The sequence below is a fragment of the Kitasatospora sp. NPDC096128 genome, from assembly GCF_040303105.1.
In the GTDB taxonomy this organism is placed as follows: Bacteria; Actinomycetota; Actinomycetes; order Streptomycetales; family Streptomycetaceae; genus Kitasatospora.
This window is the reverse complement of record NZ_JBEOSP010000043.1, coordinates 1-23778: the sequence shown is the minus strand read 5'-3', so window position 1 is coordinate 23778 and position 23778 is coordinate 1. Positions and strand designations below refer to the sequence as shown.

Genomic DNA, 23778 nt, shown 5'->3' with positions numbered 1-23778 from the left:
TCCGTCAGTCCTGGGCGTGGTCGGGGTCGTTGCGCAGGGCGGCCTGCACCAGGTCGTCCAGGTCCATCGCGTCGATCGCGTCGGTGTCCTCGGCTTCCTGGGCGGGCGCGCCGTCGGCGAGCCTCAGCAGTGCGTCCAGGACGCCGCTGCGCCGCAGGCGGTCCAGCGGGACGGACTCGACGAGCGCCCGCAGGCGGGCGCGCTCGGGGTCCGCGCCGTCCGTTCCGGCCGCGCCGTCGCCCTCGGACAGCAGGCCGAGCAGGTGCTCGGCGAGCTCGATCGGGCTCGGGTGGTCGAAGACCAGCGTCGGGGAGAGGTCGAGGCCGGTGGCGGCGCCGAGCCGGTTGCGCAGCTCGATCGCGCCGAGCGAGTCGAACCCGAGGTCGCGGAAGGCCTTCTCGGGGCCGACGGCCTCGATGCCGGGCAGTCCGAGCACCTCCGCCGCGCGGCCGCGCACCAGCCCGAGGAGGGCGGCGGAGCGGCGGGCCGGGCTGAGCCCGGCCAGTTCGGCGCGCAGCTCACGGCCGTCCGCCGTGTCACCACCGTGGCCCTGCGGGTTCGCGTAGCCGGGGAGTTCGGCGAGCAGCCGGCTCGGGCGCACGACGGTGAAGGCCTGGACGAAGCGCTCCGGGTCGACGTCGGCGACGAGCGTGGTCGGCGCGGTGTCGAGGACGGCGCGGCGCAGCGCGGCGACCGCGACGGCCGGGTCGAGCGGCCGGATGCCGGTGCGGCGGGCGGCCTCGCCCGCCCGGGCGTCGGCGGCCATGCCTCCGCCGGCCCAGGCGCCCCACGAGAGGGACGTGGCGGCGAGTCCGTCGGCGCGACGGCGTTCGGCGAGGGCGTCGAGGACCGCGTTGGCGGCCGCGTAGTTGCCCTGGCCGGGGTTGCCGACGGCCGCGGAGGCGGAGGAGAACAGGGCGAAGACGGCGAGGTCGTGGTCCCTGGTCAGCTCGTCGAGCAGGAGCGCCGAGGTGGCCTTGGCACGGTAGACGTCCTCGAAGCGGTCGGGGGTGAGGCCGTCGATGACACCGTCGTCGAGCACACCGGCGGCGTGGACGACGGCGGTGAGCGGGTGCTCGGCGGGCACGGCGGCCAGGACGGCGGCGAGCGCCTCCCGGTCGGCCGCGTCGCAGGCCGCGACGGTGACGGCGGCGCCGGTGGCGGCGAGTTCCTCGCGGAGCTCGGCCGCCCCGGGGGCGTCCGGGCCGCGGCGGCTGAGCAGCACGAGGTGCCGGGCCCCGGCGGCGGCGAGGCCGCGGGCGACTTCGGTGCCGAGCGCACCGGTGCCGCCGGTGATCAGGACGGTGCCGGTCGGGTCCCAGTCCGCCTGGTCACCCGTACCGGAAGAGCCGCCGGGCGTGGCGGCCAGGCGCCGGCCGAGGACACCGGCGGGCCGGACGGCCAGCTGGTCCTCCCCGTCCGGGTCGGCGAGGACGGCGGCCAGCAGCGTGCCGGTGCGCCGGTCGAGGCTCGCGGGCAGGTCGATCAGACCGCCCCAGCGCTGCGGGAGTTCGAGCGCGGCGACCCGGCCGAGGCCCCAGACGGCCGCCTGGGCCAGCCCGGTGACCCGGTCGTCGGGGGCGGCCGCGACGGCGTCCCGGGTGAGGCACCACAGGGGTGCGCCGATCCGGGCGTCGCCGAGGGCCTGCACCAGGGCGGCGGTGCGGGCGAGCCCGGCGGGGGCGCTGCCGTCCGCCGACTCGTCGAGCGCCAGGAGGGACACTACTGCGGTGATCTTCTCGACCGCGCAGGGGAGTTCGGCGAGCTGCTTGGCGAGACCGACGCGGCCGGTGTCGGCCTCGACGGTCAGCCGGACGGCGTCCGCGCCGAGCGCGGCGAGGACGGCGTCCGTCCAGGCCGTGTCGCCGTGGCCGGCGGGCACGACGGCGAGCCAGGTGCCGGCCGGGGCCGCGGCGCGCGGCCGGTCGAGCGGCTTCCAGACGATCCGCCGGCGGCGGGCGTCCACGGCGGCCTGCTCCTCGCGCCGGTCGTGCCAGTCGCGCAGCGCCGGGAGCACCTGGGCGAGGGCGTCGCCGTCGACGTCCAGGGTGCCGGCGAGCGCGTCGAAGGACGCGGTGCGCAGCGCCGTCCAGAACTCCCCGTCCGGGGAGGTGGCCGGCGACGCGGCCGAGGCGAACGACTGCTCGGGCCAGTAGCGCTTCCGCTGGAACGGGTAGGTGGGCAGGTCGACCCGGCGGGCGCCGGTGCCGGCGAAGACGGCGGACCAGTCCGGTGCGAGCCCGTCGGTGTGCAGCCGGGCGACGGCGGCGAGCAGGGTCGTGCGCTCGTCGCGGCCGTGGCGCAGCGCGGTGGCGGTGACCACCGGGCGGGCCTGGTCAGCGTCTTCCGCAGTGTTGGCCTGGACGAGGGCGGACAGCACGCCGTCCGGGCCGAGTTCGAGGTGGCGGCGCACGCCGCGGGCGGTGAGGGCGGCGACGCCGTCGGCGAAGCGCACGGCCTCGCGGACGTGCCGCACCCAGTACCGCGCCCCGGTCTCGCCGGTGACGACGTCGCCGGTCAGGTCGGACACGAGGGGGATGCGCGGGGCGGCGTAGGCGATGCCCCGGGCGGTCCGTTCGAAGTCGTCGAGCATGGCGTCCATGTGTACGGAGTGAAACGCATGGCTCACCCGCAAACGCCTAGTCCTGCGTCCGTCGGCGGCGAATCCGGCGGTGATGCGTTCGACGGCGTCCGCGTCTCCGGAGAGGACGACGGCCCGCGGCCCGTTGACGGCGGCGATCGAGACGTCGTCCGGCAGCAGCGCCAGCACCTCCTCCTCCGTCGCCTCGACCGACACCATCGCTCCCCCACCGGGGAGTTCGGACATCAGCCGGGCCCGAGCAGCCACCAGCGTGCAGGCGTCCTCCAGCGAGAACACCCCCGCCACATGCGCCGCCGCGATCTCACCGATCGAATGCCCCAGCACGAAATCGGGCCGCAGACCCCACGACTCCACCAGCCGGAACAGCGCCACCTCCAGCGCGAACAACGCCGGCTGCGCGTACCCCGTGTCGTCCAGCAGCGCCGCCTCCGCCGAACCCTGCGCCGCGAACAGCACCGGCCGCAGCGGCCCGGCCAGCCGTCCCTCGAAGCCGGCGAGGACGGCGTCCAGCGCGTCGGCGAACACCGGGTGGGCGGCGTACAGCTCCCGCCCGGCGCCGGGGCGCTGCGAGCCCTGGCCGGGGAAGAGGAAGGCGGTCTTCCCGCCCAGGGCCGAGCCCTGGACGAGCTGCGGCGCGGCCTGGCCGTCGACGAGGGCGCGCAGGCCCTGGGTCAGCTCGGCGCGGTCGGCGGCGAGCACGGCAGCCCGGTGGTCGAGCAGCGTGCGGGTGGTGGCCAGCGAGTGGCCGAGGTCGCGGACGGTCGGCTCCGGGTGCGCGGCCAGGTGGCCGAGCAGCAGGGCGGCCTGCTCGCGCAGCGCGGCGGGTGTCGCGGCCGAGAGCGGGACGGGCAGCGGCCGGTCGTCCGGGCGGTCCTCGGCGGGCTCGGCGGCGGGCGGCGCCTCGACGATCACGTGGGCGTTGGTGCCGCTCGCGCCGAAGGCCGAGACGCCCGCCCGGCGCGGGTGGCCGGTGGCCGGCCACGCGGTCTCCTCGGTGAGGAGCTCGGCGGCCCCGGCCGTCCAGTCGACGTGCGAGGACGGCGTGCCGACGTGCAGCGTGCGCGGCAGCAGGCCGTGGTGCATGGCCAGCACCATCTTGATCACGCCGGCCACGCCGGAGGCCGCCTGGGTGTGGCCGAGGTTCGACTTCAGCGCGCCGATCAGGACGGGCCGTTCGCGGTCCTGGCCATAGGTGGCGAGGAGTGCCTGCGCCTCGATCGGGTCGCCGAGCCTGGTGCCGGTGCCGTGTGCCTCGACGGCGTCGACCTCCGCGGGCGCCAGGCCCGCGTTGGCCAGGGCGCGCCGGATGACGCGCTGCTGGGACGGGCCGTTGGGCGCGGTGATGCCGTTCGACGCACCGTCCTGGTTGATCGCGGAGCCGCGCAGGACGGCCAGCACGCGGTGGCCCCGGCGCTCGGCGTCCGAGAGCCGCTCGACCACCAGGACGCCGACGCCCTCGGACCACGCGGTGCCCTCGGCGGCATCGGAGAAGGTGCGGCAGCGCCCGTCCGGGGAGAGCGCCCCCATCTCGCCGAACTCGACGAACCCGACCGGGCTCGACATCACCGTCACACCGCCCGCCAGGGCCAGCGAGCACTCGCCGGAGCGCAGGGCCTGGGCGGCCAGGTGCAGAGCCACCAGCGAGGAGGAGCACGCGGTGTCCACGCTGACCGAGGGCCCCTCCAGGCCGAGGGTGTAGGAGAGCCGGCCGGAGAGCAGGCTCGCGGACTGCGCGGTCTCGACGTGCCCGAGCTGACCGATGGCCGGCCGGTAGTCGCCGCTGCCGCCGCCGATGAACACGCCGGTGTCCCCGCCGCGCAGGCCCGCCGGGTCGATCCCGGCACGCTCCAGCGCCTCCCACGCGGTCTCCAGCACGAGCCGCTGCTGCGGGTCGACGACCATCGCCTCGCGCGGGGAGACCCCGAAGAAGGCGGCGTCGAACTCGGCCGCGTCGTACAGGAACCCGCCCTGCTGCGTGACGCTTCGCCCGCGGCCGTCGCGGTCGCCGTGGGTGAGCCGGTCGAGGTCCCAGCCGCGGTCCGCCGGGAACGGGCCGATCGCGTCGACGCCCTCCCGCAGGAGCCGCCACAGGTCCTCGGGCGTGCGGACGCCGCCCGGGTAGCGGCAGCCCATGCCGACGATCACGATCGGGTCGTCGGTGTCGGCGGCGACGGCCGCGCGCTCCACCTCCCGCGCCTCGTCGAAGAGTTCGGCGCGGAGGTACGCGGCGAGGGCAGCCGGGGTCGGATAGTCGAACACGAGGGTGGCGGGCAGGCGCAGGCCGGTCGCGGTGTTGAGCCGGTTGCGCAGGTCGACGGCGGTCAGCGAGTCGAAGCCGAGGTCCTTGAACGGGTGCCCGGCCGGCACGTCGTCGGCGTCGGCGTGACCGAGCACGGCGGCCGACTCGGCCCGGACGATCGCCAGCAGCGCCTCGGTGCGCTCGGCCGCCGACCGCTGGCGCAGACCGGCGCGCAGCGCGTCGGCCCGGCCGGAGGATGCGGTTGCCTCCTCCGGGTCGGCGGCGACGCGGACCTCGGGCAGGTCGGCGAAGAGCCGCGTCGGCCGGGACTGCGCGAAGGCGGGCACAAAGCGCTCCCACGCCACGTCGGCGACGGTGACGGCGGGACCGTCGAGGGCGGCGGCGAGGGCCGTCAGGGCGCGGTCGGGCGCGACGGGCGGCAGCCCGTTGGCCCGCAGGTGCGCAGCCAGGGAGTCGGGCGTGCTGCCCGCCCAGGCACCCCATGCGACAGCGGTGCCGGCCCGACCGGCGGCGCGGCGCCTCTGGGCGACGGCGTCGAGGAGCGCGCTGGCGGCGGCCTCGTCGGCCCGGCCCTTCACACCCCAGGTGCCGGCGATCGACCCGAACAGCACATAGGCGTCGAGCTCCCGGTCCGCGAACGCCCGGTCGAGCGCGTCGAGATCGGCGAGCAGCCCGGCGAGGTGGTCGGCGGACGCTGCGGTCCGGCCCGTGTAGAGGACGGCCGAGAGGTCCGGCAGCCCGAGGACGGCGGCGACGGCCTCCGGGTCGCCGGGTGTGCCGGTGACGAGCGCCAGCTCGGTACCGTGCTCGGCGAGCTCGGCGCGCAGCCGGTCGACTGCCCGGCTGTCGGCGCCGGTGAGCAGCCCCACCTGCCGGGCGCCCGCGTGGGCGAGCCAGCGGGCGGTGGGGGCCGCGTGGCCCTCCGCGTCGCCGACCACCAGGACCGTTCCGCGCGGGGTCCACGGGCGTGCCGTGTCGGCCGCCGTGGCGCGCACGAGGCGGCGGGCGAAGGCTCCGGCGGGGCGCAGCGCCAGCTGGTCCTCGCCGTCCCCGGCCGTCAGCAGGGCGCGCAGGCGGGCCGCCGTGCGGGCGTCGGGGGCCTCGGGGAGGTCGATCAACCCGCCCCAGCGCCGCGGGTGTTCGAGGGCGGCCACCCGGCCGATGCCCCAGACGGCCGCCTGGGCGGCGTCCTGCGGGGCCTCGGTGTCGCCGAGGGCGACGGCGCCCCGGGTGAGGCACCACAGCGGGGCCTCGACGCCCGCCTCGCCGAGGGCGGCGAGCAGGGCGTCCGGCCGGGCGGGCCCGATGGGCACGCCGTCGGAGGCGCCGAGCAGGGACACCATGCCGGTGATCGGCCCGGCGAGCGGGGCCGGGTCCACGGCGCCGTCCCCGTCGACCGCCACCCGCACGACGTCCGCGCCGAGGGCCGCGAGCACCGCGGACGTCCAGACGTCGTCGTCCCGGTCGGCCGGAACGAGGGCCAGCCAGGTGCCCGGCAGGGCGTCCGGGCCGGCGGGGGCGGCGTACGGCTTCCAGACCGCGCGGTAGCGCAGCCGGTCGGCGTCCGTCCGCTCGGTCCGGCGGCGGCGCCACGCCGAGAGGGCGGGGAGCAGCGCGCTGAGCGACGTGTCGTCGTCGAGGCCGAGGGTCGTGCCGAGGGCGGCGGTGTCGGCGCGCTCGACGGCGGACCAGAACGCGGCGTCCGCCGGGTCGGTGGCGGCGACGGCCTCGGGTGCGCGCTCAGGCCAGTAGAGCTCGCGCTGGAACGGGTAGGTGGGCAGGTCGACCCGGCGGGCGCCGGTGCCGTCGAACAGCCGCGCCCAGTCGACCGGCACGCCCGCGACGTGCAGGCGGGCGAGGGCAGTGACCAGAGTGTGTTCCTCCGGCCGGTCGCGGCGGAGGGTGGAGGCGGTCACGCTCTCCGCGCCGAGACCCCGCTCGGCGAGGGCGGCGAGGACGCCGTCCGGGCCCAGCTCCAGGAAGGCGGTGGCGCCCGCCTCTTCGAGCGCCCGGACGCCGTCGGCGAAGCGGACGGTCTCCCGGACGTGGCGCACCCAGTACTGGGGGGTGCACAGATCCGCGCTCGCGTCGCCCGTCAGGTTCGAGACGAGCGGGATCGACGGAGCCGCGTACGCGAGCCCGTCGAGGACGGCCCGGAACTCGTCGAGCATCGGCTCCATCAGCGGCGAGTGGAAGGCGTGCGAGACCTGCAGGCGCGTGGTCCGCCGGTCGGCGAAGTGCGCCTCGATCGCCGCGACGGCCTCCTGCGCCCCCGAAACCACCACTGACGTCGTCCCGTTCACCGCGGCGATCGACACCGACTCGTCCAGCAGCGGCAGGACTTCGTCCTCCGAAGCCTCGACGGCGAGCATCGCGCCGCCCTCCGGGAGCGCCTGCATCAGCCGGCCGCGCGCCGCCACCAGCGTGCACGCGTCCTCCAGGGAGAACACTCCGGCCACGTGCGCGGCCGCCACCTCGCCGATCGAGTGCCCGGCCACCAACTCCGGCCGCACGCCCAGCGATTCGACGAGCCGGAACAGCGCCACCTCGACCGCGAACAGCCCGGCCTGGGCGAACTCCGTCCGGTTCAGCAGCTCCGCGTCCTCGCCCCACACCACGTCCCGCAGCGGCCGGTCCAGGAGCTGGTCCAGGCGTGCGCAGACGCCGTCGAAGGCCTCGGCGAACACCGGGAAGCGGGCGTACAACTCCCGCCCCATGCCGCGCCGTTGCGAGCCCTGCCCGGAGAACAGGAACGCTGTCGAGCGCTCTGCGGCGACACCGCGCGCGACCTCGGCGCCGTCCAGCAGCACCGCCCGGTGCCCGAGCGAGGCCCGGCCGACGGCCAGCGAGTGGGCGACGTCCAGCGCGGACGGCCCGTCCACCTCGGCGAGGCGCGCGAGCGAAGCGCCCAGCGCGGCCTCCGACCTGGCGGAGACCACCCACGGCGCGGCGGCCGCGGCCACCACCGGAGCGGCCGGGTCCACAGCGGACGGCGCCTGCTCCAGGAGGACGTGCGCATTGGTGCCGCTGACGCCGAAGGCGGAGACACCGGCCCGGCGCGGGCGGCCGGTCTCCGGCCAGTCCCGGGCCTCCGTCAGGAGCTCCACGGCCCCGGCCGTCCAGTCGACGTGCCGGGAGGGCGCGTCGACGTGCAGCGACTTCGGCAGCAGGCCGTGCCGCATCGCGAGCACCGTCTTGATCACACCGGCGGCGCCGGCGGCGGCCTGGGTGTGACCGAGGTTGGACTTCACCGAGCCGAGCAGCAGCGGCAGTTCACGATCCCGCCCGTAAGCGGCCAGCAGGGCGTGCGCCTCGATCGGGTCGCCGAGGGCGGTGCCGGTGCCGTGCGCCTCGACGGCGTCGACCTCGGCGGCGGTCAGGCCCGCGTCGGCGAGGGCCGCGCGGATCACCCGCTGCTGGGCCCGGCCGTTGGGGGCCGTCAGCCCGTTCGAGGCGCCGTCCTGGTTGACGGCGCTGCCGCGCACGACCGCGAGCACCGGGTGCCCGTTGCGCCGCGCGTCGGAGAGCCGCTCCAGGACGAGCACGCCCGCACCCTCGGACCACGCGGTGCCGTCGGCGGCGTCGGCGAAGGGCTTGCAGCGGCCGTCGGCGGCGAGGCCGCCCTGCGCGGTGAACTCGACGAAGGCGTCCGGGCTGGACATCACCGAGGCGCCGCCGGCCAGGGCCAGTGAACACTCCCCGGCGCGCAGCGCGCGGGCGGCCAGGTGGAGCGAGACGAGGGCGGAGGAGCACGCGGTGTCGACGGTGACGGCCGGGCCCTCCAGTCCGAGGGTGTAGGAGAGGCGGCCGGACAGGACGCTCGCGGTGTTGCCGGTGGCGGCGTGGCCGCGGACGTCGGCGGTGCCGCGGCGCAGCACGGTGAGGTAGTCCTGGCCGTTGGTGCCGACGAAGACGCCGGTGTCGCTGCCGCGCAGGCGGTCGGGGGCGATGCCGGAGCGCTCCAGGGCCTCCCAGGAGGTCTCCAGGAGGAGGCGCTGCTGGGGGTCCATGGCGAGGGCTTCGCGGGGCGAGATGCCGAAGAAGCGGGCGTCGAAGCGGCCGACGCCGTCGAGGAAGCCGCCGTGGAGGGTGGCGGAGCCGCCGCGGGCGAGGGCGTCGAGGTCCCAGCCGCGGTCGGCGGGGAACGGGCGGATGGCGTCGGCGCCGTCGCCGAGCAGCCGCCAGAGGTCCTCCGGGGACTCGATGCCGCCGGGGAGGCGACAGGCCATGCCGACGATCACGACGGGGTCGTCCGAAACGTCCCGCAGGACCGGGGCCCGGTCGGGTTCGGGCAGGGTGCCGAGGAGTTCGGCGAGGAGGTGGGCGGCCAGGCCGGCCGGGGTCGGGTGGTCGTAGACCAGGGTGGCGGGCAGGGGCAGGCCGGTGGCGGCGGTGAGGGCGTTGCGCAGTTCGACGGTGGTGAGGGAGTCCATGCCGAGGTCGGTGAAGGGCTGGTCGGCGCCGACGCGTTCGCCGCCCGTGTGGCCGAGGACGGCCGCGACGCGCGTGCGCACGAAGTCGAGGACGAACCGCTCCCTGGCCTGCTCGGACAGCTCGGCGAGGCGCTGTCGCAGCCCGGAGTCCGGGGCGGTCGCCGACGGCCGGCCGACCGCTCCGGCCAGCGTGGCGATCAGCGGGACGGGCCGCTGCGCGGTGAAGACGGCGGCGAAGCGCTGCCAGTCGATGTCGGCGACGGTGAGCGCGGTGTCGTCGTGGTCGAGGGCGTGTCCGAGGGCGGTCAGGGCGCGCTCGGGCGCCATCGGGCCGTAGCCGCCGCGGCGCACCCGCTGTTCGACGCCGGCCCCGGCCCCGGCCATGCCGTCGCCGGCCCACGGGCCCCAGGCGATCGCGGTGGCCGGGCGGCCGTCGGCGCGGCGCTGCTCGGCGAGGGCGTCGAGGTGGGCGTTGGCGGCGGCGTAGTTGGCCTGCCCGGCGGCTCCGATGGTGCCGGCAGTGGAGGTGAACAGGACGAAGGCGGCGAGGTCGGTGTCGCGGGTCAGCTCGTCGAGGTGGTGCGCGGCGTCGGCCTTGGGGCGGTGGACCTCGGCGAAGTGTTCGGCCGTCAGGGTGTCGAGGGTGCCGTCGGCGACGACGCCGGCGGTGTGGAAGACGGCCGTGAGCGGCCGGTCGGCGGGGACGGCGGCGAGGACGGCCGCGAGGGCGTCCCGGTCGGCGGCGTCGCAGGCGGCCAGGGTGACGTCGGTGCCGAGCGCGGCGAGGTCGGCGCGCAGCTGCTCGGCGCCGGGGGCGTCCGGGCCGCGGCGGCTGACCAGCAGCAGGTGCGGCGCGCCCTGGGCGGCGAGGCGGCGGGCGAGCTGCCCGCCGAGGCCGCCGGTGCCACCGGTGATCAGGACGGTGCCGGCGGGCACGTACGGCCGGGCGGCCGGGCGGCCGCCCAACGGCCGGCGCACGAGGCGCCGGGCGAAGGTGCCGGAGGCGCGGACGGCGAGCTGGTCCTCGCCGTCGGTGCGGGTGAGCACGGCGGCCAGGCGGCGCAGCGCGGTGTCGTCGAGCTGTTCCGGCAGGTCGATCAGCCCGCCCCAGCGGGTGGGCAGTTCGAGGGCGGCGCAGCGGCCGAGGCCCCAGACGGCGGCCTGCCGGGGGTCGGCGGGGCGGTCGGAGCGGCCGGTGGCGACGGCGCCGCGGGTGAGGCACCACAGCGGGGCGGTGAGGTCCGCGTCGCCGAGAGCCTGGACGGCGGTGACGGTGGCCGCGAGCGGGTCGTCGCCGAGGGCGAGCAGGGACAGGACACCGGTGAACCCGGCTTCCTCCGCGATCACTTCACGGAGCTGCGCGGTCATCGCGGACCGGTCGCCGGAGACCCGGAGGGTCACCCCGTCGACGAGCCCGTCCGCCCACCGCGCGTCGTCCGACACGAGCACCAGCCAGCGGCCGGACGGCCGGGCCGCGGCGCCCGTGGCATCGAGCGGCGTCCAGGAGGCGCGGTAGCGCCAGGCGTCCACGGTGGAGTGCTCGCGCCGGGCGCGGCGCCAGGTCGAGAGGGCAGTCACGGTGTCGCGGTCGAGGTCCAGGCCGGTGCCGAGCGCCCCGAGGTCGCCGCGGTCGACGGCGGCCCAGAACTCGGCGTCCACGGGGTCGGATCCCACCGCCGGGACGGACCGGCCCTCCGGCCAGTAGCGCTCCCGCTGGAACGGGTACGTGGGCAGGTCGGCCCGGCGGGCGCCGGTGCCGGCGAAGACGGCCTCCCAGTCCGGGCGCAGGCCGCCGACGGCCAGCCGGGCGAGCGCCGCTGTGAGCGCCGGGACGCCGGGCCGGCCGCGGCGCAGCGCGGGCACGCCGGTGAGGCGGGCGCCGTCGCCGAGGGTGTCGCGGGCGGCGGCGGTGAGGACGCCGTCCGGGCCGAGTTCGAGGAAGGCGGCGGCGCCGTGGCTCGCGAGGGCCTGGACGGCGTCGGCGAAGCGGACGGTGCCGCGCACCTGCCGGGCCCAGTACGCGGGCGCGGCGAGCTCGTCGGCGGTGGCGGGCGCGCCGGTGACGGTGGAGATCAGCGGGATCGCCGGGGCGTCGTAGGTGAGCGTGGCGGCGACGCGGGTGTAGGCGTCGAGCATCGGCTCCATGTGCGGGGAGTGGAAGGCGTGCGAGACGCGCAGGCGCCTGGTGCGCCGCCCGTCGGCCGCGAACTGCTCGGCGATGCGCAGGACTTCGCTCTCGTCGCCGGCGAGCACCACCGACGTCGGACCGTTGACGGCGGCGATCGAGACGTCGTCCGTCAGCAGCGCCAGCACCTCCTCCTCCGTCGCCTCGACCGACACCATCGCTCCCCCACCGGGGAGTTCGGACATCAGCCGGGCCCGAGCAGCCACCAGCGTGCAGGCGTCCTCCAGCGAGAACACCCCCGCCACATGCGCCGCCGCGATCTCACCGATCGAATGCCCGACCACGAAGTCCGGCCGCAGACCCCACGACTCCACCAGCCGGAACAGCGCCACCTCCAGCGCGAACAACGCCGGCTGCGCATACCCCGTGTCGTCCAGCAGCGCCGCCTCCGCCGAACCCGCCGCGAACAGGACGTCCCGCACGGGCCGTTCGTAGTCGAGGTCGAAGCGGGCGAGGACGGCGTCGAGCGCCTCCGCGTACACCGGGTACCGGTCGTACAGCTCCCTGCCCATGGCCGGGTACTGGCTGCCCTGGCCGGTGAACAGGAAGGCCAGGCCGCCGGCGGCCGCCCGGCCGGTGAGGAGGGCGGCGTCCGGCAGCCCGTCGCGCAGGGCGGCGAGCGCGCGCCGCAGCTCGGCGCGGTCGCCGGTGGTGACGGCGGCACGGCGGTCGAGCGCGGCGCGGGTGGTGGCGAGGGAGAACGCCAGGTCGGTGAGCGGCAGTTCGGGCTGCTCGTCGAGCGCGGTCAGCAGCCGACCGGCCTGGGCGCGCAGCGCCTCGTCGGTACGGGCGGACAGCGTGAAGGGCACGGTGTCGCCGTCCGTCGGCGCAGTTGCCGCGGCGGCGGCCGGTGCCTGTTCGAGGATCACGTGCGCGTTGGTGCCGCTCAGCCCGAAGGAGGAGACGGCGGCCCGGCGGGGCCGCCCGGTCTCGGGCCAGTCGCGCGCCTCGGCGAGGAGCTCGACGGCGCCCTCCGCCCAGTCGACGTGGGTGGAGGGCCGGTCGATGTGCAGGCTGGCCGGGAGCACGCCGCTGCGCAGCGCGAGCACGGTCTTGATGACGCCGGCCACGCCGGAGGCCATCTGGGTGTGGCCGATGTTGGACTTCACCGAGCCGAGCAGCAGCGGCAGTTCGCGGTCCTGGCCGTAGGTGGCGAGGAGCGCCTGGGCCTCGATCGGGTCGCCGAGCCTGGTGCCGGTGCCGTGGCCCTCGACGGCGTCGACCTCGCCCGGGGCGAGCCGGGCGTTGGCGAGCGCGGCGCGGATCACGCGCTGCTGGGCGGGCCCGTTGGGCGCGGTGAGGCCGTTGGAGGCGCCGTCCTGGTTGACGGCGGAGCCGCGCAGGACGGCGAGCACCGGATGGCCGTGCCGCTCGGCGTCGCGGAGGCGCTCGACCAGGACGAGGCCGACGCCCTCGGCGAGGCTCATGCCGTCGGCGGCCTCGGCGTAGGCCTTGCAGCGGCCGTCCACGGCCATCGCGCGCTGGCGGCTGAAGCCGACGAACGCGTTGGGCGTGGCCATCACGCTGACGCCGCCGGCCAGGGCGAGGGAGCTCTCCCCGTTGCGCAGCGACTGGCAGGCCAGGTGCAGGGCGACGAGCGAGGACGAGCACGCGGTGTCGAGCGTGACGGCCGGGCCCTCGAAGCCGAAGGTGTAGGAGAGCCGGCCGGACAGGACACTCGGGATGGTGCCGGTGACGAGGTGGCCCTCGGCGCCGTCCTGGGCGGAGTCGCCGGGGCTGTAGTCCTGGTAGCTGGCGCCGATGAAGGTGCCGGTGAGACTGCCGCGCAGGGCGGACGGGTCCAGGCCGGCGCGCTCCATGGCCTCCCAGGCCGTCTCCAGGAGGAGGCGCTGCTGCGGGTCCATGGCGAGGGCCTCGCGCGGGGAGATGCCGAAGAACGCGGCGTCGAAGTCGGCGACGTCCCGCAGGAAGCCGCCGCGCACCGAGTAGGTGCGGCCGGGCGCGTCCGGGTCCGGGTCGTACAGCCCCTCGGTGTCCCAGCCGCGGTCCGCCGGGAACTCGGTGATGGCGTCGCCGCCCGAGGTGACGAGCCGCCACAGGTCCTCGGGCGAGGCGATCCCACCGGGGTAGCGGCAGCTCATGCCGATGATGGCGATCGGCTCGTCCGACGCGTCGCCCACCGCCGCAGGAGCGGGGCCGTCGGCGGCGGTGCCGGCGATCTTCTCGCGCAGGAAGCGCACCAGGGCGAGCGGGTTCGGGTGGTCGAACACCAGAGTGCTGGGCAGGGTGAGCCCGGTCGCGGACGCCAGTCGGTTGCGCAGGTCGACGGCGGTCAGCGAGTCGAAGCCGACGTCGCGGAAGGCCCGTTGCTCGGACAGCACGTCGGGCGAGGCGTGGCCGAGCGTGGTGGCCGCCTCGGCGCGGACCAGGTCCAGCAACCGGCGCTCCTGTTCGGCGGCCGGCACGGCGCGCAGTTTGGCGGCGAACTCGCCCTCTCCGGCCGGGCGTTCGGCGGCCTCGGCGAGCCGGCGCACCTCGGGGACGTCCTCGAACAGCGCGGTCGGGCGGCCGGAGGTGAAGACCGGGTGGTAGCGCTGCCAGTCGACGTCGGCGATCGCGAGCACCTGCTCGTCGGCGTCCAGGGCCTGGCGCAGCCCGTCCAGGGCGAGCGCGGGGTCCATGAAGACCAGGCCGCTGCGCCGGATCTGGCCGGGGTCGACGCGGCCGAGCTTCAGGTCGTCGGCCCAGATGCCCCAGGAGATCGCGGTCGCCCGGCCGCCGCGGGCGCGGCGGTGCTCGGCGAGCGCGTTGAGGTAGGCGTTGCCCGCGACGTAGGCGGCGTGCCGGCCGCTGCCCCACATGCCGGCGGTGGAAGAGTACAGCACGAAGGCGTCGAGCTGGTCGTCGGGCAGGAGCTCGTCGAGGTGGCGGGCGCCGGCGGTCTTGGCGTGCAGGACCTTGGCGAAGGCCTCGTGGGTGGTCTCCTCGATCGACAGCAGCTCGATGACGGCGGCGGTGTGCACGACGGTGCGCACCTGGTGGCCGGCGGCGGCGAGGTCGGCGAGCATCGCCGCGACGGCGTCGCGGTCGGTGAGGTCGCAGGCCGCCATCTCGGCCGCGCAGCCCGCGGCGTTGAGTTCGGCGAGCAGTTCGGCGGCGCCCGGCGCGGTGGCGCCGCGGCGGCTGGTGAGCACGATCCGCTCGGCGCCCTCCGCGGCGAGCCGACGGGCCAGGTGCGGGGCGAGAGTGCCGGTGCCGCCGGTGATGAGGACGGTGCCGCGCAGCGGCCGGGCCTCCCGACGGGTGGCGGTCCCGGCGCGGACGATGCGGCGGGCGTAGGCGCCGGAGGGGCGGATCGCCACCTGGTCCTCGGCGCGGGCGGCCAGCACGGCGGCCAGCCGCTCGCCGCCGCGCCGGTCGAGCTCCTCGGGCAGATCGACGACGCCGCCGAAGCGCTGCGGGTGCTCCAGAGCGGCCGTCCAGCCGAAGCCGTGGACCTGTGCCTGCACCGGGTTGGCGACCCGGTCGGTGCGCCCGGCGGCGACGGCGCCGCGGGTGAGGCACCACAGCGGCGCCTCCTGCCCGGCGTCGCCGAGGGCCTGAATCAGGGCGAGGGTGAGCGCGACGCCCTGCGGCAGGGCGGGGTGGCGTTCGCTCGGCTGCTCGGCGGTGGCGAGCAGGGAGACGATGCCGGCGAGATCGGCCGGCTCAAGGCGTGTGGCGAGCCGCTGCCGGTCCGTGCAGGTGTCGTCCAGGACGAGGCGTTCGACCGTCGCGCCGTGCGCGGTCAGCGCCTCGCGGACATCGTCTCCTTCGTCCTCGGAGGCGGTGACGAGCAGCCAGGTGCCGTCCAGGCGGGCGGAGGCGACGGAGACCGGCTTCCACGTCGCCCGGTAGCGCCAGGAGTCGAGCGTCGAGCGCTCGCGCCGGCGGCGGTGCCAGTCGGACAGGGCGGGCAGCACCGGCGCGAGCGCGCCGCTGTCGACGCGCAGCCGGGCGGCCAGCGCCTCGACGTCGGCCTCCTCGACGGCGCTCCAGAACTCGCCGTCCTCCGGCTCCCCGCCGGGGCGCGGCGCGACGGCCCAGAGGTGCTCGTGCTGGAAGGCGTAGGTGGGCAGCGGCACGCGGCGCCCGCCGGCTGTCCGGGCGGACCAGTCGGCGCGTCCGCCGCGGACGAAGGCCTCGGCGAGCGAGGCGAGGAAGCGGTCGGTGCCGCCCTTGTCGCGGCGCAGGGTGCCGACGGCGGTGGCGCGGTCGCCGCGGTCCTCGGCGGTGGCCTCGATCGCCATGGTGAGCACGGTGTGTGGGCTGACCTCGACGAACAGGCCGTGGCCCTGGGCCATCAGCTCCCGCACGGCCGGATCGAAACGGACCGGGTTGCGCAGGTTGCGGTACCAGTAGCCGGCGTCCATAGCGGTGGTGTCGAGCCAGTCGCCGGTGACGGTGGAGAAGAACGGCACCTCGGCGGCGCGCGGGCGCACAGGGGCGAGGTCGGTCAGCAGGTCGTCCCTGAGGAGTTCGACCTGGGCGGAGTGCGAGCCGTAGTCGACGCTGATCCGCCGGGCCCGCAGGCCTTCGGCCTCGAACTCGGCCATCAGCTCGTCGAGTTCGTCGGCCGGACCGGCGACGACGACGGTCCGTGGCCCGTTCACGGCGGCGACGGCGAGCCCACCGCCGCGCGAGCGCAGCCGCTCCTCCGCCTCGTCGGCCGGCAGCGGCACGGACACCATCCCGCCGGAGCCCGCGAGGACGCGGCCGATGAGCCGACTGCGCAGCGCGGCCACCCGGGCGCCGTCCTCCAGGGAGAGCGCCCCGGCGACGACGGCGGCGGCGATCTCGCCCTGGGAGTGGCCCACCACGGCGTCCGGGTGGATGCCGTGGGCGCGCCACAGTTCGGCGAGGGCCACCAGGACGGCGAAGGTCGCCGGCTGGACGACGTCGACGCGGTCGAGGGCGGGCGCGCCCTCGACCTGGCGCAGCACGTCGAGCAGCGACCAGTCGACGTGCGCGGACAGGGCCACCGCGCACTCGGCGATGCGCGCGGCGAACACCGGCGACTCGTCGAGCAGCTGGGCGCCCATGCCGGCCCACTGGGAGCCCTGGCCGGGGAAGACGAAGACGGTGCGGCCGCCGTCCTCGGCGAGGCCGCGGACGGCGTTCGGCGCGGAGGCGCCGTCGGCGAGCGCGGCGAGGCCCTCGCGCAGTTCGGCGGTGTCGGCGCCGAGCACGACGGCGCGGTGCTCGAAGACGGCGCGGGTGGTCAGCAGGGTGTGGGCGACGTCGTGCGGGCGCAGGTCCGGCTCGGCGTCGAGGTGCTCGACCAGGCGCGTGGCCTGGGCGCGCAGGGCGGCGGGGGTGCGGGCGGAGAGCACCCAGGGCACGACGCCGTCGGACACCTCGGCACGCTCGGCCGGAAGGGCGGCGGGCGCCTCCTCCAGCACGACGTGCGCATTGGTGCCGCTGATGCCGAAGGAGGAGACCGCGCAGCGGCGGGTCCGCTCGCCGGTCGGCCACGGCCTGGCCTCGTTGAGCAGGGTGACGGTGCCCGGCGTCCAGTCGATGTGCGAGGACGGCTCGGCGGCGTGCAGGGTGGCCGGCAGCACGCCGTGGCGCAGCGCCTGGACCATTTTGATCACGCCCGCGACGCCGGCCGCCGACTGGGTGTGGCCGATGTTGGACTTGACCGAGCCGAGCAGCAGCGGGCGCTGCGGGTCGCGGTCGCGCCCGTACGCGGCCTGGAGCGCCTGGGCCTCGATCGGGTCGCCGAGGGCGGTGCCGGTGCCGTGCGCCTCGATGGCGTCGACGTCGTCGGGGGTGAGGCCCGCGGTGTGCAGGGCCTGGCGGATGACGCGCTGCTGGGCGGGCCCGTTGGGCGCGGTGAGCCCGTTGGAGGCGCCGTCCTGGTTGATCGCGGAGCCGCGGATGACGGCGAGGACCTGGTGGCCGTTGCGCTCGGCGTCGGAGAGCCGCTCCAGGACGACGACGCCGACGCCCTCGGCGAGGGTCATGCCGTCGGCGGCCTCGGAGAAGGCCTTGCAGCGGCCGTCGGCGGCCAGGGCGCGCTGGCGGCTGAAGGCGATGAAGGCGTTCGGGTTGGTCATGACGGTGGCGCCGCCGGCGAGCGCGAGGGAGCTCTCGCCGCCGCGCAGCGACTGGCAGGCCAGGTGCAGCGCGACGAGCGAGGAGGAGCACGCGGTGTCGACGGTGACGGCCGGGCCCTCCAGGCCGAACAGGTAGGCCAGGCGCCCGGAGAGCACGCTCGGGCTGGTGCCGGTGACGGCGTGCCCGGCGGAGCTGTCGTCCATGCCGAGCCCGTACTCCTGGTACGTGGACCCGATGAAGGTGCCGGTGGCGCTGCCGTGCACGGAGGTCGGGTCGATGCCCGCGGATTCGAGGGCCTCCCAGGTGGTCTCCAGCAGCAGGCGCTGCTGGGGGTCCATGGCGAGGGCCTCGCGCGGGGAGATGCCGAAGAACGCCGCGTCGAACTCGCCGGCCTCGTGCAGGAACCCGCCCCGGGTGGAGTAGCTGCGGCCGGGGGTGTCCGGGTCCGGGTCGTAGATGCCGGTGTCCCAGCCGCGGTTCTCCGGGAACTCGGAGATGGCGTCGGTGCCCTCGGCGACGAGTCGCCACAGCTGCTCCGGGCTTGCGACGCCGCCGGGGAAGCGGCAGCCCATGCCGACGATGGCGATCGGCTCGTCCGGGTCGGCGGCGGCGACCGGCAGTGCCGTCACGTCCTGTTGGCCGTCGAGCAGTTCGCCGCGGAGGAACGCGGCGAGCGCCACCGGCGTCGGGTGGTCGAAGGCCATCGTGCTGGGCAGTGGCAGCCCGGTGAGCGTGGCGAGGCGCTTGCGCAGCTCGACGGCGGTCAGCGAGTCGAAGCCGGTGTCGCGGAAGGCGCGCTTCTCGGGCACGCCGTCGACGGAGCCGTGACCGAGGACGGCGGCGGCTTCTCGGCGCACCAGGTCGACGAGCAGGCGGTCGCGCTCGGCCTCGGACAGGCCACGCAGGCGGCGGACGAGGTCGGAGGCGGCCCCGGCGTCGGCCGCGGCGCCGCGGGCGAGGGCGCGGACTTCGGGCAGCTCGTCGAACAGGACGCTCGGCCGGGCGGCCGTGAATACGGGGGCGTAGCGCTCCCAGTCGACCTCCGCTACGGTCACGGCGACGTCCTCGTGCACGATCGCGCGGCGCAGCTCGGTGAGCGCGGTCTCCGGGGCGAGGAAGCGCAGGCCCTGGCGGCGCAGGCCGTCGGAGACGGCCTCGTGGGCGGCCATGCCGGCGCCCGCCCACGGGCCCCAGGCGATCGACGTGGCGGTCAGCCCGCGGGCCCGGCGGTTCTCGGCGAGGGCGTCGAGGTAGGCGTTGGCGGCGGCGTAGGCGCTCTGCCCGGCGCTGCCCCAGATGCCGGCGACGGAGGAGAACAGGACGAAGAAGTCCAGGTCGTGGTCGGCGAGGAGGGCGTCGAGGTGCGCGGCGCCGTGCAGCTTGGCGGCGGTGAGCGCGGCGACCTCGGCGACCGGGGTGTCCGCGAGCGGGGCGGCCTGGCCGACGCCGGCGGCGTGCACGACGCCGGTCAGCGGGTGCTCGGCCGGAACCGCGGCGAGCACGGCGGCGAGCGCGTCGCGGTCGGCGACGTCGCAGGCGACGACGTCCGCGGTGGCACCGAGTTCGGCGAGTTCGACGACGAGCTCGGCGGAGCCGGGGGCGTCCGGGCCGCGTCGGCCGGTGAGCACGAGGTGCCGGGCGCCGCTGCGGGCCAGCCAGCGGGCGACCTCGGCGCCGAGCGCGCCGGTACCGCCGGTGACGAGGACGGTGCCGTCGGCGGTGAACTCCTCGGCGCGGGGCAGCTCGTCGACGGCGTGCCGCACCAGGCGGCGGCCGTAGGCGGCGCTGCCGCGCAGCGCGATCTGGTCCTCTCCCGCGCGCTTGCCCGCCGTGCTCGCCGCGAGGACGCCGACGAGGCTCTGTACGGTCGGCGCGTCCAGCACCGGCGGCAGGTCGACCAGCCCGCCCGGCGCCTGCGGGCGCTCCAGGGCGGCGACCCGGCCGAGGCCCCACGCGGCGGCCTGGACGGGGTTGGTGAGCGGATCGGCGGGCCCGGTGGAGACGGCGCCGCGGGTGACGGTCCACAGCGGCGCGGCGGAGCGCAGGTCTCCGAGGGCCTGGGCGAGGACGACGCCGCGCGCGACACCCTCCGGCAGGCCGGGCCCGGGGGTGGGCCGATCGGCCAGCGGGACGAGCGACAGGATGCCGCTCAGCTCGCCGAACTCCGCTATCCGGCGGCCGAGTTCGGCGCGGTCGCGGCAGGCCTCGTCGAGCGCCAGGCGCTCCAGACGGGCGCCGTGGCCGCGCAGCGCGTCGAGGAGCTCGGCGTCGTCGACGGCGTCGGTGGTGGCGACCAGCCAGGTGCCGTCGAGGACGGGCGCGGCCGCCGGGCGGACGGGCCGCCAGTGGACGCGGTAGCGGGCCGCGTCGAGCTGGGCCTTCTCGTGCCGAGTGCGGCGCCAGTCGGCGAGGGCGGGCAGGAGGGCGTAGAGGCCTGCGTGGTGTTCGTCGCGCAGGCCGAGCAGGTCGGCGAGTTCGGCGGCGCTGCCGCGCTCGACGGCGCCCCACAGGGCGGAGTCGGCGGGGGCGGCGGCCGGGGCGGCGAGGGCGGGCTCGGCCTCGGGCCAGTAGCGCTCGTGCTGGAACGCGTAGGTGGGCAGGCCGGTGCGGCGGGCGCCGGTGCCCGCGTACAGCGCGGCCCAGTCCAGGGCGTGGCCGCGCACGTGGAGCGCGGCCAGGGCGTGGGCGGCGGTCCGCTCCTCGGGGCGGCCGGCGCGCAGCAGCGGGATGGCGGTCGCGGCGGTGTCGTCGGCCAGGATCTCCTCGGTGAGAGCGGACAGCACGCCGTCCGGGCCGAGTTCGAGGAAGGTCGCGGCGCCGGCCGCACGGGCGGCGCGGACGCCGTCGGCGAAACGGACGGCCCGGCGGACGTGCTCGACCCAGTACTCGGGCGAGCACAGCTCCGCCTCGGTGGCGAACTCGCCGGTGGTGTCGGAGACCAGCGGGATGACCGGCGCTCGGAAGTCCAGCTCCGCGACGGTGCGCCGGAACTTCTCCAGCATCGGCTCCATCAGCGGCGAGTGGAAGGCGTGCGAGACGCGCAGCCGCTTCGTCCGGCGGCCCTCGGTCGCGAACTCTCCGGCGATGCGCAGGACTTCGTCGTCCAGGCCGGAGATCACCACGGCCCGGGGGCCGTTGACGGCCGCGACGGAGACGCCGGGCACCAGGCGCGGCAGCACCTCGTCCTCGGTGGCCTCGACGGAGACCATGGCGCCGCCCTCGGGCAGCGCGTCCATCAGCCGGGCCCGCGCGGCGACGAGCACGCACGCGTCGGGGAGCGGGAGCACCCCGGCGCAGTGCGCGGCGGCGATCTCGCCGACGGAGTGGCCGAGCAGCACGTCGGCGCGCACGCCGAGCGAGGCGACCAGGCGGAAGAGGGCGACCTCGACGGCGAAGATCGCGGGCTGCGCCCAGCCGGTGCGGTTCAGCAGCTCCTCGTCCCCGCCCCACAGCACGTCGCGCAGCGGGCGCTCCAACCGGGGGCCGAACTCGCGCAGCACCTCGTCCAGGGCCTCGGCGAACACCGGGAAGCGCCCGGCGAGTTCGCTTCCGGTGCCGAGGCGCTGGGCGCCCTGGCCGGCGAACAGCACGGCGAGCTTGCCGGCCCCGGTCTCGCCCGCGACCAGCCCGGCGGCGGACTCGCCGGCGGCGAGGGCGGCCACGGCGGCGAGGAGTTCGTCGCGGTCCGCGCCGACGGCGACGGCGCGGTGGTCGAAGCCGGAGCGGGTGGTGGCGAGCGAGAGGCCGAGGTCGGCCGGGCGCGCGTCCGCCTCCGCGGCGGCGAAGGCGCGCAGGCGGGCGGCCTGGTCGCGCAGCGCGGCCGGGCTGCGGCCGGCCAGCGGCCACAGCAGGACGGGCTCCGCGACGGCCGGGGCGGCGTCCCGCGGGGCGACGGCGGGGGCCTGTTCGAGGATGACGTGGGCGTTCGTGCCGCTGAAGCCGAAGGAGGACACGCCGGCCCGGCGCGGGCGGCCGGTCTCCGGCCAGTCGGTCTCCTCGGTCAGCAGCTCCACCGCGCCCTCGTCCCAGTCCACGTGGGAGGACGGCTCGGCCGCGTGCAGAGTGCGGGGCACGACGCCGTGTCGCATCGCCAGCACCATCTTGATCACGCCCGCGACGCCGGCGGCGGCCTGGGTGTGGCCGAGGTTGGACTTCACCGAGCCCAGCAGCAGCGGGAGTTCGCGGTCCTGGCCGTAGGTGGCGAGGAGCGCCTGAGCCTCGATCGGGTCGCCCAGGGAGGTGCCGGTGCCGTGCGCCTCGACGACGTCGACGTCGGCCGTCGCGAGTCCGGCGGTCGCCAGGGCCTGCCGGATGACGCGCTGCTGGGAGGGCCCGTTGGGCGCGGTGAGCCCGTTGGAGGCCCCGTCCTGGTTGACGGCGGAGCCGCGCACGACGGCGAGCACCTGGTGCCCGTTGCGGCGCGCGTCGGAGAGGCGCTCCAGGGCGATCACGCCGACGCCCTCGGACCAGCCGACCCCGTCGGCCCGGTCGGAGAACGCCTTGCAGCGCCCGTCCGGGGCGAGGCCGCGCTGCCGGGAGAACTCGATCAGCGAGGTCGGGGTGGACATCACGGTGACACCGCCGGCCAGGGCGAGCGTGCACTCGCCGGCGCGCAGGGCCTGCATGGCCCAGTGCATGGCGACGAGCGACGAGGAGCACGCGGTGTCGACGGTGACGGCCGGGCCCTCCAGGCCGAGCGTGTAGGAGACGCGGCCGGAGGCGATGCTGGGCGACGTGCCGCTGCCCTGGTGGCCCTCGAAGCGGCCGCCCGCGAGCAGCGCGGAGTAGTCGTTGTACATCACGCCGGCGAACACGCCGGTGCGGCTGCCGCGCAGCGACGCCGGGTCGATGCCGGCCCGCTCGACCGCCTCCCAGCAGGCCTCCAGCAGCAGGCGCTGCTGGGCGTCGGTGGCCAGCGCCTCGCGCGGGCTCATGCCGAAGAAGCCCGGGTCGAAGTCGGCTGCCTCGTGCAGGAAGCCGCCGAAGCGGGTGTAGCTGGTGCCGAGGTGGTCCGGGTCCGGGTGGTAGAGCGCCTCGACGTCCCAGCCGCGGTCGGTGGGCAGGCCGGAGATCGCGTCGGTGCCCTCGCGCAGCAGGCGCCACAGGTCCTCGGGCGAGGCGACGCCGCCGGGGTAGCGGCAGCTCATGCCGACGATGACGATCGGGTCGTCATCGGCCGCCGCCCGCACGGGGGCCGTGGCGGCGGGCGCCTGGGCACCCGTCAGGCCGTCCAGGACGTGCCCGGCGAGGGCGGTGACGGTCGGGTAGTCGAAGACGACGGTCGCGGAGGTGCGCAGCCCGGTGGCGGCGCTCAGGCGGTTGCGCAGCTCGACGGCGGTGAGCGAGTCGAAGCCGAGGTCCTGGAACGGGCGGTGCGGGTCGACCTCCGACGCGTCGGCGTGCCGCAGCACGCCCGCCACCTGGGCGCGGACCAGGTCGACCACGGCCTCGGTACGGGCGCGCTCGTCCAGCCCGGAGAGCCGGCGGGTGAGGGCGCCGGCCGCCTCGGTGCCGGTCACGGCGGCGCGCCGCGCGCGGGTGCGGATCAGGCCGCGCAGGAGCGGCGGCACCTCGCCCTGGGCGCGCAGCGCCGGGAGGTCGAGGCGGACGGGCAGCAGGACGGCCTCGGGGCGGGCGAGGGCGGCGTCGAACAGCGCGGTGCCGTCGGCCTCGGAGAGCGCCGGGGTGCCGAGCCGGGCGAGCCGGGCGAGGTCGGTGTCGGTGAGCCCGCCGGTCATTCCGCCGACGGGCGCCCAGGGCCCCCAGCCCAGCGAGAGTCCGGGCAGTCCGGCGGCACGGCGGGTGTGCACGAGCGCGTCCGCGAAGGCGTTGCCCGCGGCGTAGTTGGCCTGCCCGGCCGCGCCGACGGTGCCGGAGAAGGAGGAGAAGACGACGAACGCGGCGAGGTCGAGGGCGCGGGTGGCCTCGTGCAGGTGCCACAGGGCGTCGGCCTTGGGCCGCAGGACGGCGGCGAGCCGCTCGGGGGTGAGCTGCTCGACGACGCCGTCGTCGAGCACGCCGGCGGCGTGCACCAGGGCGGTCAGCGGGTGTCCGGCGGGCACGCCCGCGATCAGGCGCTCGACGGCGGCGCGGTCGGTGAGGTCGCACGCCTCGACGGCGACCTCGGCGCCCCCCTCGGTGAGCTGCGCGGCCAGGTCGGCGGCGCCCTCGGCCGTGGCGCCGCGGCGGCTCGCGAGCACGAGGCGGCGGACGCCGAGCACGGCCACCAGGTGCC

At 76.9% G+C, this 23778-nt stretch carries 1 protein-coding gene; it reads right to left on the bottom strand.

Annotated elements, in window-relative coordinates:
* Positions 1-4: 4 nt before the first annotated feature.
* On the bottom strand, positions 5-23778 hold a 23774-nt coding region (locus ABTY61_RS33965), incomplete at its 5' end, for a type I polyketide synthase (protein WP_350509007.1).